This window comes from Mesorhizobium sp. WSM4976 (assembly GCF_029625685.1).
Taxonomy (GTDB): Bacteria; Pseudomonadota; Alphaproteobacteria; order Rhizobiales; family Rhizobiaceae; genus Mesorhizobium.
Map to the genome: position 1 here is coordinate 109,634 of NZ_JARTVT010000008.1, position 16,020 is coordinate 125,653.

The following is a 16,020-nucleotide window of genomic DNA, read 5'->3' on the forward strand; positions in this document are numbered from 1 at the left end:
GCATGAGCCGCACTGTTGTCTCCAAGCGCTCCTCTTGGCCACGCTGGGCCAGGCGCGGGCTGATGGAAAACGTCGCGACGGCGATCATCGCGATAGGCTTCCTGATGCTGTTCCAGCCCTTCGCGCTGTCGCTCTACACCTATTCCTTCATCACCATGCTCGCCGGCACGGTCATGTTCATCATCGTCTCGAAATTCCCGGAATAGAGATGGCCGAGATCCGTGTTCAGAACCTGAGGAAGGCCTTCGGCGCCTTCGTCGCCGTGCAGGATTCCAATTTCGTCGTCGAGGACGGCGAATTCTTCGTCATGCTCGGGCCATCCGGCTGCGGTAAGACGACGACGTTACGCATGATCGCCGGCCTCGAGCTGCCGACCGGCGGCAAGATCCTGCTCGGCGGCGACGACGTCACCATGCGCCGGGCGCGCGAGCGCGACATCGCCTTCGTCTTCCAACTCTTCGCGCTCTACCCGCACATGAATGTGCGGAAGAACATTGGCTTTCCGCTCTTGGCGCAGGGCATGCCGGCGGCCGAGATTCGAAGCCGTGTTGAGGAGACCGCCAGGCTGCTGCGCATCGATCACCTGCTCGACAAATCCGTCTCCGGTCTGGCCGGTGGCGACCGCCAGCGCGTCGCGCTCGGCCGCGCCATCGTGCGGCGGCCAAAATGCTTCCTGATGGACGAGCCGCTCGGCACGCTCGATACCGAATTCCGCGACCTGATGGTGCATGAGCTGCGCGAGCTGCACAACCGCATCCACGCCACGACCGTCTATGTCACGCACGACCAGATGGAAGCGATGTCGATGGCCGACAAGATCGCGGTGATGAACCACGGCGTCATCGAGCAGTTCGGCACGCCGCGCGAGATCTACGACCGGCCGGCGACCATGTTCGTGGCCGATTTCATCGGCTCGCCGCCGATGAATTTCCTGAAATTCGGCGGCGGGCTCGCCAAGGGCGCGAAGGAGATCGTCGTGCAGGGTGCCAAGGTGGCGGTGCCGGAAGTGCGCGAAGACATCGCGCCCGCCGACATGGCGCTCGGCATCCGGCCCGAGCACATCCGCTTCGACGACGGCTCGAAGCTGCGCGGCGCGATCTACGGCACCGAGTATCTCGGCACCACGCAGATCGTCGCGGTGGAGACGGCCGACGGCATTATCAAGGCGCGGGTGCCGGCGGGCATCCATCTCAGCCCCGGCGAGCAGGTCGGGCTGACGCTGAGCAGCACGCGGCTGTCGCTGTTCGAGAAGGGCTCCGGACGCGCGGTCAGAACCGCCATGCATGATCAGGCAGCGGAGGCGCGCCATGGCTGATGTCCGTATCCAGGGCGTGACCAAGAGTTTCGGCGATACCGTCGCGATCAACGATCTCGACCTCGCGATCAAGGACGGCGAATTCGTCGTGCTCCTCGGGCCGACCGGCGCCGGCAAGACGACGACGCTGAGGCTGATCGCCGGGCTGGAGCGGCCGGACAGCGGCACGATCCATATCGGCGGCCATGATGCGACGACGCTGTCGCCGGCCGAGCGCGACACCGCCTTCGTCTTCCAGCAATATTCGCTCTATCCGCATCTTTCGGTGTTCGACAATCTCGCCTTTCCGCTGCGTTCGCCGGCGCGGCGGTTTCCGGAGGAAGCGGTGCGCCGCCGCGTCGAGGACGTCGCGCGTATGGTGCGCATCGACCACAAGCTCGACAACCGCTCGACGAAGCTGTCGGGCGGCGAGATGCAGCGCGTCGCCATCGGCCGCGCGCTGGTGCGCAAGCCGGCGATCTACCTGATGGACGAGCCGCTCTCCTCACTCGACGCCAAGCTGCGCGCCGATCTCCGGCTCGAGCTGAAGCGCATCCAGTCCGAGCTAGGCGCCACCATGCTCTATGTCACGCATGACCAGATCGAGGCGATGACCATGGCCGATCGCATCGGCATCCTCGCCGACGGCGTGCTGGTGCAGATCGGCACGCCGCGCGCGATCTATTCCGAGCCGGCGAACCTGCATGTCGCGGCTCGCCTTGGCCAGCCGGCGATCAACCTGTTGCCGGCCGGGCTCTTGCCCGACGGCGGCGCGCCGACCGGAACGAAGACGATCGGCGCCCGCACCGAGCATCTTGCGATCGAGAAGGCAACGAACGGTCATGCCGACGGCGTCGTCGACTGGGTGGAGCATCTCGGCGACCAAAACCACCTGCATGTGACGGTGGGAACGAAGAAGCTGGTGACGCTGACCGATCCCGACACGGCGCTCGCAAAGGGGGACAAGGTGGCGATCCGCTACATCGCGCCGCTTTATTTCGGCTCGGACGGGCAGAGACTGATGTAGCCGAGACGTCCCAATATATTCGCACACCGATTGACGGCCGCAGATACGGACTGGACGAAATCCATGAAGCACTTTTTCAACCGCAAGGACACCATCGTCACCGAAGCGTTAGACGGCTTCCTCGCCACGGCGGGATCGGGCGCGCTGGCCCGCCTCGACGGCTATCCCGAGATCAAGGTCGTGCTGCGCGCCGACTGGGACAAGACGAAGGTGGCCGTGGTTTCGGGCGGCGGCGCCGGGCACGAACCTTCGCATGCGGGCTTCGTCGGCGCCGGCATGCTGACGGCGGCCGTTTCAGGCGAGATCTTCGCTTCGCCCAGCGTCGAGGCGGTGCTGGCGGCGATCCGCGCCACAACCGGTTCTGCCGGCTGTCTGCTGATCGTCAAGAACTACACCGGCGACCGGCTCAATTTCGGACTGGCGGCGGAAAAGGCGCGTGCCGAAGGTCTCGCGGTCGAGATGGTAATCGTCGCCGACGATATTGCCCTTCCCGACATCGCGCAGCCGCGCGGCGTCGCCGGCACGCTGTTCGTGCACAAGATCGCCGGGCACCTGTCGGAATCCGGCCATGACTTGGCATCGGTTGCCGCGGCGGCCCGCGCGGCGGCCAAGGATATCGTTTCGCTTGGCATCTCGCTTTCCTCCTGCTCGATCCCTGGGCAGGCGCATGAGGAGCGCTTCGGCGCCGACGACGGCGAGCTCGGCCTCGGCATCCATGGCGAGCCAGGCGTCGAGCGCATCGCCCTGGAGGCCGCCAGCAAGCTGGTCGCCATCATGGCGGAGCGCCTCGCGGCGCGGCTCGATACTGGCAGCCGTTACGCTCTGCTGATCAACAATCTCGGATCGGTGCCGCCGCTGGAAATGGCGCTGATCGCATATGCCGTGCTGTCTTCGTCGCTGGCCAAGGCGGTGGCGCTGACGATCGGGCCTGGGCACCTGATGACCGCGCTCAACATGAACGGCTTTTCGCTGTCGTTGATCAAGCTGGATGCGGAACGCGAGGCGGCTCTGGTGGCGCCCGTCGGGCCGCATGCCTGGCTGCCGGCAAAACCGGTTCGCCAGCCGGTCGTGGTGGCGATGTCAAAGCCCGCCATCGGCACAGCCACAAAGCCCGCCAGCCGTCATGCGGCCGCGGAGCGGCTGATCAGAGCCGTTTGCCAGAAGCTGATCGCGCTCGAAGAGTCGCTCAACGCGCTCGACGCCAAGGCTGGCGACGGCGACACCGGCTCGACGGTTGCGACCGGAGCGCGCAGCATCCTCGAACGCATCGACACGCTGCCGCTTGCCGATAGGGCCGCAGCCGCCGCCGCGATCGGCGATACGCTGGGCACCTCGATGGGCGGTTCCAGCGGCGTTCTGTTGTCGATCTTCTTCACCGCAGCCTCGCAAGCGCTCGGCAGCGGCGCGCCGCTCGGCAAGGCCTTGCTCGCCGGGCTCGAGCGGATGACCTTCTATGGCGGCGCACGGATCGGCGACCGCACCATGGTCGATGCACTGGAGCCGGCGCTGAAAGCCCTTGACGCGAGCGGGCTGGAAGCCGCGACAGAAGCGGCGCGGCAGGGCGCCGAGGCGACCGCCGCGATGCAGAAGGCAAAGGCCGGCCGCTCCGCCTATATCGGCAGGCAACTCGACACTGCGGATCCGGGCGCGTTCGCGGTCGCCGAGGTTTTCGCTGCCGTGGCGGCGTTGTTCGCCCCGGCATGAAGGACGGACAATGGCCGCATCCGATTTCTCCAGACTGATCGCGGCGGCCGCCGATACGATCGCGGCGCATGCCGAGGAACTGACCGCGCTCGACCAGGCGATCGGCGACGGCGACCACGGGCTGAACATGAAGCGCGGCTTCGAGGCGGTGCGCGCCGAGGCCGACGCCTTCGCGGCCAAGCCGCTGCCCGAGGCGCTGAAAGGGGTGGGCACCAAGCTGGTGATGACCGTGGGCGGCGCTTCCGGTCCGCTGTTCGGCACGTTATTCATGGCGCTCGGCAAGGAATTGCCGGCAGCACCCGATCGAAGCGGCCTAACCGCGGCGTTCGGCAAGGCGATCGAAGCGGTCGCGGCGCGCGGCAAATCACAGCCGGGGCAAAAAACCATGCTCGACGTGCTGCAGCCGGTGTATGAGGCGCTGGCGCAAGGCAAGACTGCAGGCGAAATCGCCGACGCAGCCGACAAGGCGGCGGAGGCCACGGTGCCGATGAGGGCGCTGCGCGGGCGCGCTTCCTTTCTCGGAGACCGCTCGATCGGGCATATGGACGCCGGAGCGCGCTCTACCGCGCTTCTGGTGCGCGCGGTCGCCGGAGCGATAGAGGGTAATTGATGAGCAATGTCGGGATCGTCATCGTGTCGCATTCGCCCCTCGTGGCCGAGGGCACGGCCGACATGGTGCGCCAGATGGTGGGTGACGAAGTGCCGCTTGCATGGTGCGGCGGAAACGGCCATGGCGGGCTCGGCACCAGCGTCGAGGCGATCATGGGCGCGATCGACAAGGCCTGGTCTGAAGCGGGCGTCGCCATCCTGGTCGATCTCGGCGGTGCCGAGACCAACTCGGAGATGGCGGTCGAGATGATCGGAGAGCCGCGCTCGCACAAGATCGTGGTCTGCAACGCGCCGATCGTCGAGGGCGCGGTGATGGCCGCGACCGAATCCTCCGGCGGCGCCTCGCTCAAGGAAGTGGTGACGACGGCGCATGAACTGTCGCCGTCGTGAACGAACGGGAACCGACTGAATGTCCGCATTCGCCGAAGCAACGGTCCTGATCACCCACGCGGTGGGGCTGCATGCGCGCCCTTCGGTGAAGTTCACCAAGCTCGCCAAGACGTTCGCGGCCGAGGTGGAGATGGCGGTGGCCGCCAACGGCCCCTGGTTCGACGCCAAGAGCATCGTCAAAGTGATGGCAGCCAAGGCGCCGAAGGGGACGCTGCTGCACATCCGCGCCAAGGGCGACGGCGCGACCCAGGCGGTGAAAGCGCTGGTCGATCTGGTGCAGCGTGACTTCGACGAGGATGCGGATCATGCCCGATCCGCTTGAGACCGATCTGAATGTCACAAGGCCGGCAAGGAAAGCGGGTCATGCGGGTTGACGGTATCCCCGCCTCTCCCGGTTATGCCGAAGGCCCGCTGTTCGACCTCGACCAGTCTCCGGCCAGCTACAAAGCCAAGGCGAGCGCCGAGGAAGAACAAGCCGCACTGGCGAGCGCAATCGGCAAGGCCGTCGGCCGGCTGGCGGCGCTGATGGAAACCGCCGACGGCGATGCCGCCGGCATCCTCGAATTCCACATCGCCATGCTGGAGGACGACGCATTGAGCGGTCCGGCCCTGGCCGCGATCGACTCCGGACAGCCGGCGGACGCCGCGTGGCGGGCCGCGCTGGACAGTGAGATCGCCGGCTACGAAGCGTCGGACCAGGACTATTTCCGCGCCCGCGCCGCCGATCTGCGGGACATCCGCGACCAGGTGCTGCGAGCGCTGAGCGAGGAAAGCGAGGCCGCTGCGCCCCCGGGCGCGATCCTCTATGGCGAGGACATCGCGCCGATGCGCTTCCTCGAAACCAATTGGAGCGAAGGCGGCGGCATCGCGCTCAAGCGCGGCAGCACGGCTAGCCATGTCGCCATGCTGGCGCGGTCGCGCGGCGTGCCGATGGTTGTCGGCCTCGGCGTCGCATCCGCACCGATCATAGGCGACACGCTGCTCGATGCCGAACACGGCGCGATCATTTTCTCACCGTCGCCGGCCGAGACCGAAACCTTCCGGCAATCGGCCTCCTCCTTCGCCGACCGCCTGGGCTCGGCGAGGACATTCCTGACGGCGCCGGCCGTGACCAAGGCCGGCACCGCGGTGCGCGTGCAGGTCAATATCGCCTACCCTTCCGATGTCGAAGGCATCGATGTCGAGAGCTGCGACGGCGTCGGCCTGATGCGTACGGAATTCCTGTTCGGCAAGACACTGCCGGACGAGGAGACGCAATACCACGCCTACCGCAAGGTGCTGGAATGGGCCGGCGGCAAACCGGTGACCATCCGCACCGTGGACGCCGGCGGCGACAAGCCGGTGCCGGGCTTCACGGTCGAGGAGACCAATGCGTTTCTTGGCCTACGTGGCATCAGGCTGTCACTGGCGCGGCTCGATATCTTCCGCGTGCAGATCCGGGCATTGCTGCGTGCCGCCATCCACGGCAATCTGAAGGTGATGTTCCCGATGATCGCCACGCCTGACGAGTACAGCCAAGCGGCCGCGCTGTTCGCGCAGGAACAGGCCGCGCTTGCCACGCAAGGCGTCGCGCACAGGCTGCCGCCGCTCGGCATCATGGTCGAAGTGCCTTCCGTCGCGCTGGCGCCAGAGGATTTCGCCGACGTCGCCTTCTTCTCCATCGGCTCCAACGACCTGACGCAATATGTGATGGCGGCCGCACGGGATAACGCAGCCGTGGCGCATCTCAATTCCGTCCGTCACCCGGCGGTGCTGCGGCTGATCGAGGCGGTTGCCGGCTTCGGAAGGGAGAAGGGAATTCCGGTCAGCCTCTGCGGCGATGCCGGCGGCGACCCTGCAGCCATCCCGGCGCTGCTTGAGGCCGGCCTGCGCGACCTCTCGGTCGCCCCTGCTCAACTGGCGATGGCCAAGGCGGCCATCGCTGACGTTGCGGCGTAGGCGCGGCATGGGCAAGACTGCCAAGATACAAGAAGTCGGTTCCGAAGACGCGATCCGCGCCTATAAGACGATCCTTTCGCAGGTCATCGACCAGCGTCCCTCGGGCATGCGCCAGCGGCTTGCCGATGCGCTCGGCAAGCACCGCAGCTTCGTCACGCAGATTTCCAGCCCAGCCTATTCGATCCCGATCCCGTCAAAGCATCTGCCTTCGATCTTTTCCGTCTGCCACTTCAGCCAGGCCGAGCGCGACCAGTTCATGGCCGCCTATCATCGGGCCCATCCCGGCAAAGCGCCCGCGGCTTCGGGCCAGCGCAAGACGCGCCACGTTTCGCTCATTGTGCCGGATTTCGGCGACGACAAGCAGAACGCGGCGCTCGACCGGGCGATCAACGACTTCATCCAGAAAATAACCAGCATCGCCGGCAAGGGCAGCGGCTAAAGCGGGAGCATGGGAGGACTGCCATGAAGAAATTCATCAACTCTGTGGACACGGTGCTGACCGAAACCCTCGATGGCTTTGCGGCGGCTCATTCCGATATCCTCGTGCTTGGAGAGGGCCACAAATTCATTCGCCGCAAGGAACTGAAGCAGGGCAAGGTGGCGCTGATCTCCGGCGGCGGCTCGGGCCATGAGCCGCTGCATGGCGGCCTTGTCGGCCACGGAATGCTGGACGCCGCCTGCCCCGGCCAGGTCTTCACCTCGCCGACTCCGGACCAGATGCTGGCCGCCGTTGAGGCCGTCGACACCGGCGCCGGCTGCCTGTTCATCGTCAAGAATTACGAAGGCGATGTGATGAATTTCGACATGGCGGCTGAGATGGCGGATGGCGTGCTGCAGGTCGTGACCAATGACGACGTCGCGGTCGAGAACTCGTCCTACACGACCGGACGACGCGGCGTTGCCGGCACGCTGGTGGTAGAAAAGATCGTCGGCGCGGCGGCGGAGCAAGGCATGGCGCTGTCCGCGCTCAAAGCGCTGGGCGAACGTATCAACGCCGCGACGCGCTCGATGGGTGTGGCGTTGACCAGCGGCACGGTGCCCGCCGCCGGCAAGCCGACTTTCGAGATCGGCGACGGCGAGATGGAATTCGGTGTCGGCATCCATGGCGAGCCCGGCCGGCGGCGCGACGCGCTGAAGAGCGCCGACGCCATCGCCGAGGAGGTCTGCGCGGCGATCGCCGGCGATCTCGGCGACCGCGCCAAAGGGCCGGCGATGCTATTCGTCAACGGTTTCGGCGGCACGCCCTCGATGGAGCTCTATCTGATGTACAACAGCGCCCGCATAATCTTTGAAAAGCACGGGATAACGATCGTCCGCTCGCTGGTTGGGTCTTACGTGACGTCCCTAGACATGGCCGGCTGCTCGATCACGCTGACCATGCTGGACGATGAGATGACGAAGTTGTGGGACGCTCCTGTCCACACCGCAGCACTGCGCTGGGGCATTTAGGGGCGCAATGAAAGGCTGCGAACTTGGCTAGGCCGCTGGTTTTGAGGTGACGGCTACCACGGCGGACAGCTTGGCCGCCTTGCGCAGAACTGGCGCTTGATACTGCTTCTTGGTCATTTTCATGTCTCCGACTCCCGCTTTTGAGAATGCGGCAAAGCTATTCGCACTGTCAATTCATACGTGAGCTTCGCCCTCGCGCTGCTGGCGTCCCTGGTGCTTTTCTGCAACGATATCTGTGTTGATGACCGAATCCGACCAGAATGATGCTGCCGTCTCTTGTTCCTGCCGATGAAAAACTGCTGCTGAGCTTCGCCGACCCCGACGCATCGGTTGCCATTGGCATTGGCCTTGCGGCCGAGACCTTGCTGGCGCTGCTCGCCAATGCGGAGTTCCACGGCGTTCTGCCGATTATGCTGCGCAAGCTCCGGGAGATCGGCGACGCTCGACTGCCGCGGGACGCGGCTCTGCAGCTGAAATTGTCCGATTTGCGCGACGCTGCGACGATGGCAACCGGCCAGTCGATGTTGCTACAGTACCATGGCGACCGCATCATGAAAGCATTGGCCGCGAAAGGCGTGCCGGCCCGGATCGTCAAAGGACCGGTGTTCGCACGCAAGCTTTACAGCCAGATTGCGGACCGTCCCTTCACCGACATCGACATCCTCGTCGATCCCGCCGCAATCGACGAAGCCAACAAGATCATCGGCGAGTGCGGCTTCGTGCTCGGCAGCGGCGAAGCCGAGTCGCACGCGTTGCAGGAATTCAAATGGCTGGAGAAAGAGAACTCCAGCCTGCTCGTCGAATTGCACGGCAATCTGGTGCACGACACCGGCATGCGCAGACGCTTGTCGCTCGGCTTTCGCGAGCTGCAGGCGATCGACGGCGGCGAAACCGATACGCCGGCCGCACTTCTGACCATTGCCATCGTTCACGCGGCCGGCGGCCACAAGTTCCATCGGCTGCAGCTCTGCGTCGACGTGCTGCAAGGCGTGCGGGCGTTGAAATCGCCGGAAGACGAAGCGCGCCTGCTGGAGGCCGCCCGCATGACCGGCATCGAGCTCGAGCTTGCGACGGTCCTCAACGTGACCGGGCGCCTGTTCGGCGCGCAGCGCGCGATCGAGTTGGCGAGCCGCATCAAGCCGGACCTCTCGATAAGGCTGGCGAAATGGCTGATCACCGGCAATATGCTGCTTCAGGTCAATTCGCGAGAAAAGCTGCGCTCGCGCCTCAGCCGCGATGCCTTTCGATGGGTGCAGAGGCTGGCGCGGCCGCGGCCGTATCCAGCCTGAACCCGGCATGGAGAAACAGCTCTCGGCCGTATTCGTTACCGAGGTTTCTTCCGTCACCGCGCCCATGCTTGCGCGTTGGGCAGATCGCGGCCACCACATCGCCGCCGTCGTCGTGCCGGGCCCACGTGCCGGCAAACGCTTCAGCTTCAGTGTGATCCGCCGTCGCCTGCGGCGGAGGTTCGCGTTGAGGTCTCATCCTGGACACGCCACGCCCTCGCTGATCGAATTCGGCCCGCCCTATGACTGGGATACGCTCGGCACGCGGCTCGGCGCATCGGGCGCCGATCTTTTGATCTGTTTCGGTTATGGCAGACTGATTCCGCGAACCGTGCTGGAGTTGTTTCCAAACGGCGGCCTCAACCTGCATCCCGCGCTTCTGCCGCACTATCGCGGCCCGCATCCAATCCACCGGCTGGTCATCGACCAGATGCATGAAGCGCATGGCGGCGTGACCTTGCACAAGATGACGTCCTGCTTCGACGAGGGGGACATCCTTGCGCAGGTTGGTTTTACAGCGGAGAATTGGCGTTCGGCCGCAACCGTCAACAGGGCCTTGGCTGACGCGATTGCTGTGCTAGCGGCAGATGTTGCGCCCGAATATTGCCTGGGCAAACTTGCCGGAATGCCTCAGCCGGATGGGGCGTATGGGTGGGCGCAGATCGAGGGTGGTCCGCTGATCGTCGGGGCGCGATCGTCAAGCGAGCATGTCGCCCGGTTGTGCCGGATCGTCGGGTCGAGCGTTCCGGTCAGCGCCTTGATCAATGGAAGACCTATTCGGCTTGCTCATCCAATCCGTCGCCTGGGACCACCCACAGGCGAAGCGGCGAAACGCCGATGGGGACTGGTGGCGTTCGACTGCGCTGACGCGCGCGTCGTCTACCTGGCTTACAACAAGCTGTCACGGCTGCTGCTGCGATGGCAGTCGAAACCCCGCCAAGGCCGGCCGGAGCGGCGCTCCTTCGACATCCGGCGTTTCGGCGCAAAGGATTGAACGCGCCTCAGCCGTGCAGCGTAGCCTGAATCAACGCGGCCGCATCCGCCGGGCTTGCTCCGACTTCCAGCGTGAAGGTCGGCACCGTCTTGACCAATGCTGCGATCGTCGCCATTCGCCTTTTCTGCAGCGGCAACAAGCCGGTCGTGCCGGTCCTCACATTGTCGGCGGCCAAAGCCACCATGGCATCGGTCCTCGGCATGGACACGAGCCTTGTCTCGCCATCCGCCGAGCGGGCAAGATGAAGAAGAGCCGCGATCGGCCTGGCGCGAACATCCTCGACACGGATGATCTCGGCAAGGCGATCGAGCGACACGGCCTGCTCGCCCTCCGCATTCCATGTTTCGCCAAGGCAAGGCGACACGAAAGGCAGCATCGCTGCGGTGTTGCGATGGATCTTCACTTTGCGCGGCATGCCCCAGGCCGTTACACCATCCTGTGTCGCCCTGAGGATCATGACGTCGTCGGAACAGAGGCCGAAGCCCTGCGAGGCGAGCGCCAGCGACGTCGTGGACTTGCCCGTGCCGCTCGGCGCATGGACCAGGACGAGCGCCTCGCTGCCCGGCAACGTCAGGCCAGCCGTGTGCAGCATGTGCTGCCCTCCGGCATCGAGCGCTGCATCCAGTAACATCATCAGCAGCGTCCATTTGATCTTGGTGTCCGGATGAACGCGGATTTCGGCGCAGCCCTCCTTGTCGCGGATCGACAGCGTCTGCTGGCCTGGAAAGACGAGGTGGAAGACGTCTCCGGCGTCTATCATCCGGCAATGGCCATCGAAGGGCACTTCGCCGTCGAAAGCCAATACCCCTTCAGGGTTTTCCTGCAGATCAAGCGTTTCGATGATGTCGACACGAAAGCCAGGCTGGGCGGCCTCCTCCACGCGCAGGGTGCCGAGCATCAGGTCGAAGCTCGGCCAGAGGTCGGCGCGGGCGGTGGTCACGCTTAGGACCTGCCCTTTGAGGTCGTAGAAGAAAGTCTGGTCGCTCAAGCAGCGGACGCCTTCACGCTGGGCGGGTGGCGGTAGATTTCCACCATGCCGGGCTGACTGTCGCTGACCACCGGCTTGCCGTCGAGGCAGACCCAGCAATGCGCCGACAGGCGGGGCTCGTGCATCGATTTGACGTCGACGCCGAAACGCAGCTCCGGGTCGAGACCGGCCATGCGCAGAAAACGGAAGCCGAGCAGACCCTCGCGAAGACATCTGCGGTCGCGCATGAACCAGGGCCGCCGCACCGTTCGGTTGACGCGCTGGACGATGTAGGTCCAGGGCAAGTCACGATAGGGCGCGGGCGAGCGCAACGGCGCCAGTTTCAACACGCTTTCGAAATCGCGCCGGCCGACCAGCACCGGCAGCAGGCGGGCGCTGAGCCACAAATGGGCGCGGAACACGGCGCGCAGGACCGGTCCGTCGGTCATCACACGCCTGGGTCGGCGAGGATGCCTTCAGCCACCAACTCGGCGGCCAATTCGGCCATATCCTGGTCGAGCGTTGCCTTGTCGACCTCGAATTCGTCCGCCAGCAGGTCGACGATCTGGTTGAGATTGCGCGCGCCGTTCACCTTTTCGAGAAAAGCCTCGGTCGTGTCGTTGCAGGTGTAAAGCTGTCCGCTGCGCGCCAAAAGCACGACGGCGCCATCGCCGACATGCTGCACGGACGCATCGTCCGCCATCCGAAGCACCGTTTCAGAGCCGATTTCCGCCATCCGCCCGCTCCCTTCGCTGGAGAGCAATTAGCGCGGCGCCGCGAGACTGTCCATCGGCATGGATGGCGAAGGGGCCAACCGGCCCTGCAAGCATGACCGTCGCGGGCGAATATTAGCGAGATCTTGCCTTCCTGCCCTTGCGTAAGCTATGAGTCCGCCGGGCTTTGGGGAGTGATTGTATGCGTTACAATTGGGAACGGGCTCCGACGGCGTTCGAACGCCATCGGAAGGCGCTTGCGGCGGCTATCCTGATCGCCGGTGGCGTCGGATTGATGCTGGCGGCGCTGCCGCTCTAAGCCAGCTTATCTCACCGACGGTGACAGCGACGCCTCCACCGGAGGCGCCGAACAGGGACGTTTGCCGGCGATGTCGACCAAAATGCAGGAAGACATGGCCGCCACACGCGGCTTAGTCTATGGCAGGCTGCAGAACGTTTCTTGGGAGGAAGGCGGATGGCCTCACGCTATCACGAAGTCTATGAGGGCTGGAAACGCGACCCCGTAGGGTTTTGGGCCGAAGCGGCCAAGGCGATCGACTGGTACAAGCCGGCCGAGAAGGTCTTCGATCCGGCCCAAGGCGTCTATGGCCGTTGGTTCGTCGGCGCATCCTGCAACACCTGCTACAACGCAATCGACCGCCATGTCGCCGGCGGCCGCGCCGACCAGCTGGCGCTGATCCATGACAGCGCGATCACCGGAACGATTCGGAAATTCACCTATGCCGAATTGAAGCGCGAAGTCGTCGCGCTGGCCTCGGTGATGAGGCATCGCGGCGTCGGCAAGGGCGACCGCGTCATCATCTACATGCCGATGGTGGCTGAAGCGGCGGTTGCGATGCTGGCCTGCGCCCGCATCGGCGCCGTGCATTCGGTGGTGTTCGGCGGCTTCGCCTCGCATGAGCTCGCCACCCGTATCGACGACGCCAGGCCGAAGCTGATCGTCAGCGCTTCCTGTGGCCTGGAGCCCGGTCGCGTCGTCGCCTACAAGCCGCTGCTCGACAAGGCGATCGAGATGTCGAAGCACAAGCCCGACGCCTGCCTCATCCTGCAGCGCGAGCAACTGCGCTGCGAGATGAAGGACAATTACGATATCGACTATGCCGACGCGGTCGCCCGCGAGCGCGCCGCCGGCGCCAATGTCGACTGCGTGCCGGTGCTAGCCACCGACCCGCTCTACATCATCTACACCTCCGGCACGACCGGCCAGCCGAAGGGCATCGTGCGCGACAATGGCGGCCATATGGTGGCGCTGAAATGGACCATGGACAATGAGTTCGGCGTCAAGCCCGGCGAAGTGTTCTGGGCGGCTTCCGACGTCGGCTGGGTGGTCGGCCATTCCTACATCGTCTACGGGCCGCTTTTGCATGGCTGCACCAGCGTGCTGTTCGAGGGCAAGCCGATCGGCACGCCGGACGCCGGTACCTATTGGAGGGTGATCTCCGAGCATGGCGTGGTGGCGCTGTTCACGGCGCCGACCGCCTTCCGCGCCATCAAGGGGCAGGACCCCAAGGGCGAGTTCGTGCCGAAATACGACCTGTCGAGGTTCCGCACGCTGTTCCTCGCCGGCGAGCGCGCCGATCCCGAGACCATCAAATGGGCGGAACAGAAGCTCGACCGGCCGGTGGTCGACCATTGGTGGCAGACCGAGACCGGCTCGCCGATGACGATCAATCCGGCGGGCCTCGGGCTGTTGCCGGTGAAATACGGCTCGCCCGGCGTGCCGATGCCGGGCTACGACATCCGCATCCTCGACGATGCCGGCCATGAGGTGGCGCGCGGCACGCTCGGCAATGTCGTGGTCAAGCTGCCGCTGCCCGCCGGCTGCCTGCCAACGCTGTGGAATGCGGATGCCCGCTTCCGCCAAGCCTATCTCGAGGAGTTCCCAGGCTACTACAAGACGGCCGACGCCGGCATGATGGATGAGGACGGCTATCTCTATGTCATGGCCCGCACCGACGACATCATCAACGTCGCCGGCCACCGGCTCTCGACGGGCGCCATGGAAGAGGTGCTGGCCGCGCATCCCGATGTCGCCGAATGTGCGGTCATCGGCGTCGCCGATGCCATGAAGGGCCAGGTGCCGCTCGGCTTCGTCGTGCTCAATGCCGGTGTGGCGCGCGACAGCGGCGCGATCGAGAGCGAGGTGGTCGGGCTGGTGCGCGAGCGGATCGGCCCGGTTGCCGCCTTCAAGACCGTGGTGACGATCAAGCGGCTGCCCAAGACTCGTTCCGGCAAGATCCTGCGTGGCACGATGCAGAAGATCGCCGACAAGGAGGAATGGACGATGCCGGCGACCATCGACGACCCCTTGATCCTAGACGAAATCACGGCGGCGCTGAAGGGCCGCGGCATCGGCGTTTAGCCGCCCGGTGGCCCGACGCGTTAAGAAGAAATTAGCCAATTTCTCCCGCACTCCAATCGCTTGTTGTGCGATGCAGCATCAGTCTTTAAAGTTTGCGTGGGGGGCCATACCGAAGGCACGGCATGGCTCAGCTAGAGACGACATCCGGCGGCGTCGACGCCTTGCGTTTCCTGGCTGCCATCTGTCCGCTTTATCCGGTCCACGATGTCGTCTTTGCGGCGATGCTCGGAGCGATAACGCGCGCCGGCGTACCCCGATCTGGCCGCGATTGCCGTTGTTGGCGCTGTCGTTATCGCAGTGAGCTGGCTGGCCGCCGCAGAGGCCGAGCAGCGCATCAGACTGCTCTTCAACCACACCCTGTCCCGTTATCGATTGAAGGCCGCCTGAAGCGACTGCCGATCGCGCCGGTGTGGAATTGTTCGCATCCGGCATGATATCGAGGCGCAAATCAGTGCGAGTATCCGAGCCCCAATCCGTGAGAGTGTTCCAACGATCGAAACGCCCTCGACCCGCGCCGCGCGAGCGCCTTGTCATGGATATGCGCGACACGATCGTCTACGCGATCGGCGACGTGCATGGCTGTCATGACGAGTTGAGCGCGCTGGAACAGAAAATCGAGCTCGACGCACAGCAATTCCTCGGCCGCAAGATCATCATCATGCTGGGTGACTATATCGACCGCGGGCCGCATTCGCGGCGCGTGGTCGACCATCTGATGGCGCCGCCGCCGAGGGGTTTTCAGCGCGTCTGCCTCGTGGGAAACCATGAAGTCGCGCTGCTCCTCTATCTGGACGGACATCTCTCGCGTGAAACTTGGCTCGGCTATGGCGGCCGCGAAACCCTGTTCTCCTACGGGGTCGACCCCGACCGGCTGATAAGCCTCTACGGTTCGAGCGCCGAGGCGGACGCGCGCATACGCGAGGCCATTCCTGACAGCCATGTCGACTTCCTGCGCACGCTGCCGGCGATGGTCTGCTCCGACCAATTCGTCTTCGTGCATGCCGGCATCCGGCCCGGCATCGCGCTGGAGGCGCAGGATGAGGGCGACCTCCTCAACATCCGCGAGGAGTTCTTCGAAGCGGCGCACCAGCTCGACCGCTGGGTCGTGCACGGGCACACGATCGTCGACGTCCCGACGCTCGACGGGCGCCGGCTCGACATCGACACCGGCGCCTTCCAGACGGGGCGGCTGACCGCGCTCAGGATCGTCGGCAAATACGGCCGGCTGCTGTCGTCACGGGATTAGGCGGTTCGTCATTTGGGCTG

Annotated in this window: 17 protein-coding genes; 14 read left to right on the top strand and 3 right to left on the bottom strand. The window is 65.0% G+C overall.

Annotated elements, in window-relative coordinates; translation table 11 throughout:
* Positions 1 to 2 precede the first annotated feature (2 nt).
* From P9272_RS11845 to P9272_RS11900, 12 genes are all read left to right on the top strand, one after another.
* Entirely contained in the window at positions 3 to 206 is a 204-nt protein-coding gene (locus tag P9272_RS11845) for a hypothetical protein (RefSeq protein ID WP_128257066.1), read from the top strand.
* 2 nt (positions 207 to 208) lie between these two features.
* Positions 209 to 1,315, top strand: coding sequence for an ABC transporter ATP-binding protein (locus P9272_RS11850; protein ID WP_128257067.1), 1,107 nt, complete (start codon positions 209 to 211; stop codon positions 1,313 to 1,315).
* Positions 1,308 to 2,321, top strand: a complete 1,014-nt coding sequence (locus P9272_RS11855) for an ABC transporter ATP-binding protein (RefSeq protein ID WP_278160685.1) — start codon at positions 1,308 to 1,310, stop codon at positions 2,319 to 2,321. Before P9272_RS11850 ends, P9272_RS11855 begins: the two co-directional genes overlap by 8 nt.
* A 63-nt stretch (positions 2,322 to 2,384) precedes the next feature.
* On the top strand, positions 2,385 to 4,025 hold the full coding sequence (locus P9272_RS11860; protein WP_278160686.1) for a dihydroxyacetone kinase subunit DhaK: 1,641 nt from the start codon (positions 2,385 to 2,387) through the stop codon (positions 4,023 to 4,025).
* Between the two features lie 10 nt (positions 4,026 to 4,035).
* Positions 4,036 to 4,635, top strand: a complete 600-nt coding sequence (gene dhaL, locus P9272_RS11865) for a dihydroxyacetone kinase subunit DhaL (RefSeq protein ID WP_278160687.1) — start codon at positions 4,036 to 4,038, stop codon at positions 4,633 to 4,635.
* A complete protein-coding gene (gene dhaM, locus P9272_RS11870) occupies positions 4,635 to 5,024 on the top strand; it encodes a dihydroxyacetone kinase phosphoryl donor subunit DhaM (protein ID WP_278160688.1) in 390 nt (129 codons plus the stop codon). Before dhaL ends, dhaM begins: the two co-directional genes overlap by 1 nt.
* A gap of 19 nt (positions 5,025 to 5,043) precedes the next feature.
* Positions 5,044 to 5,346 (top strand): HPr family phosphocarrier protein, encoded by a 303-nt coding sequence (locus P9272_RS11875; RefSeq protein ID WP_278160689.1) that lies wholly within the window; start codon positions 5,044 to 5,046, stop codon positions 5,344 to 5,346.
* A gap of 41 nt (positions 5,347 to 5,387) precedes the next feature.
* Complete coding sequence (ptsP, locus tag P9272_RS11880; RefSeq protein WP_278160690.1) at positions 5,388 to 6,962, top strand: phosphoenolpyruvate--protein phosphotransferase; 1,575 nt, start codon at positions 5,388 to 5,390, stop codon at positions 6,960 to 6,962.
* Between the two features lie 7 nt (positions 6,963 to 6,969).
* The gene (locus tag P9272_RS11885; protein WP_128257073.1) at positions 6,970 to 7,401 is read left to right on the top strand and encodes a hypothetical protein; all 432 of its coding nucleotides are present in this window, start codon (positions 6,970 to 6,972) and stop codon (positions 7,399 to 7,401) included.
* 23 nt (positions 7,402 to 7,424) lie between these two features.
* Complete coding sequence (dhaK, locus tag P9272_RS11890) at positions 7,425 to 8,411, top strand: dihydroxyacetone kinase subunit DhaK (protein ID WP_278160691.1); 987 nt, start codon at positions 7,425 to 7,427, stop codon at positions 8,409 to 8,411.
* 263 nt (positions 8,412 to 8,674) lie between these two features.
* Positions 8,675 to 9,700 carry a nucleotidyltransferase family protein gene (locus tag P9272_RS11895; RefSeq protein ID WP_278160769.1) on the top strand — a complete coding sequence of 342 codons (1,026 nt, stop codon included), beginning with the start codon at positions 8,675 to 8,677 and terminating at the stop codon, positions 9,698 to 9,700.
* Between the two features lie 7 nt (positions 9,701 to 9,707).
* Positions 9,708 to 10,691, top strand: coding sequence for a formyltransferase family protein (locus tag P9272_RS11900; RefSeq protein ID WP_278160692.1), 984 nt, complete (start codon positions 9,708 to 9,710; stop codon positions 10,689 to 10,691).
* 7 nt (positions 10,692 to 10,698) lie between these two features.
* On the opposite strand, the gene P9272_RS11905 is transcribed toward P9272_RS11900, so the two are convergent.
* From P9272_RS11905 to P9272_RS11915, 3 genes are read right to left on the bottom strand one after another with little or no spacing between them, the layout of a single operon-like run.
* A complete protein-coding gene (locus tag P9272_RS11905) occupies positions 10,699 to 11,679 on the bottom strand; it encodes a serine kinase (RefSeq protein WP_278160693.1) in 981 nt (326 codons plus the stop codon).
* Positions 11,676 to 12,107 carry a lasso peptide biosynthesis B2 protein gene (locus P9272_RS11910; RefSeq protein ID WP_128257077.1) on the bottom strand — a complete coding sequence of 144 codons (432 nt, stop codon included), beginning with the start codon at positions 12,105 to 12,107 and terminating at the stop codon, positions 11,676 to 11,678. The genes P9272_RS11905 and P9272_RS11910 overlap by 4 nt, the downstream gene beginning before the upstream one ends.
* Positions 12,107 to 12,394, bottom strand: coding sequence for a PqqD family protein (locus P9272_RS11915; RefSeq protein ID WP_278160694.1), 288 nt, complete (start codon positions 12,392 to 12,394; stop codon positions 12,107 to 12,109). Before P9272_RS11915 ends, P9272_RS11910 begins: the two co-directional genes overlap by 1 nt.
* A 452-nt stretch (positions 12,395 to 12,846) precedes the next feature.
* On the opposite strand from P9272_RS11915, the gene P9272_RS11920 reads away from it, so the two are divergent.
* On the top strand, positions 12,847 to 14,754 hold the full coding sequence (locus P9272_RS11920; protein ID WP_278160695.1) for a propionyl-CoA synthetase: 1,908 nt from the start codon (positions 12,847 to 12,849) through the stop codon (positions 14,752 to 14,754).
* Between the two features lie 532 nt (positions 14,755 to 15,286).
* Positions 15,287 to 16,000, top strand: coding sequence for a metallophosphoesterase family protein (locus tag P9272_RS11925; protein WP_278160696.1), 714 nt, complete (start codon positions 15,287 to 15,289; stop codon positions 15,998 to 16,000).
* Positions 16,001 to 16,020 lie beyond the last annotated feature (20 nt).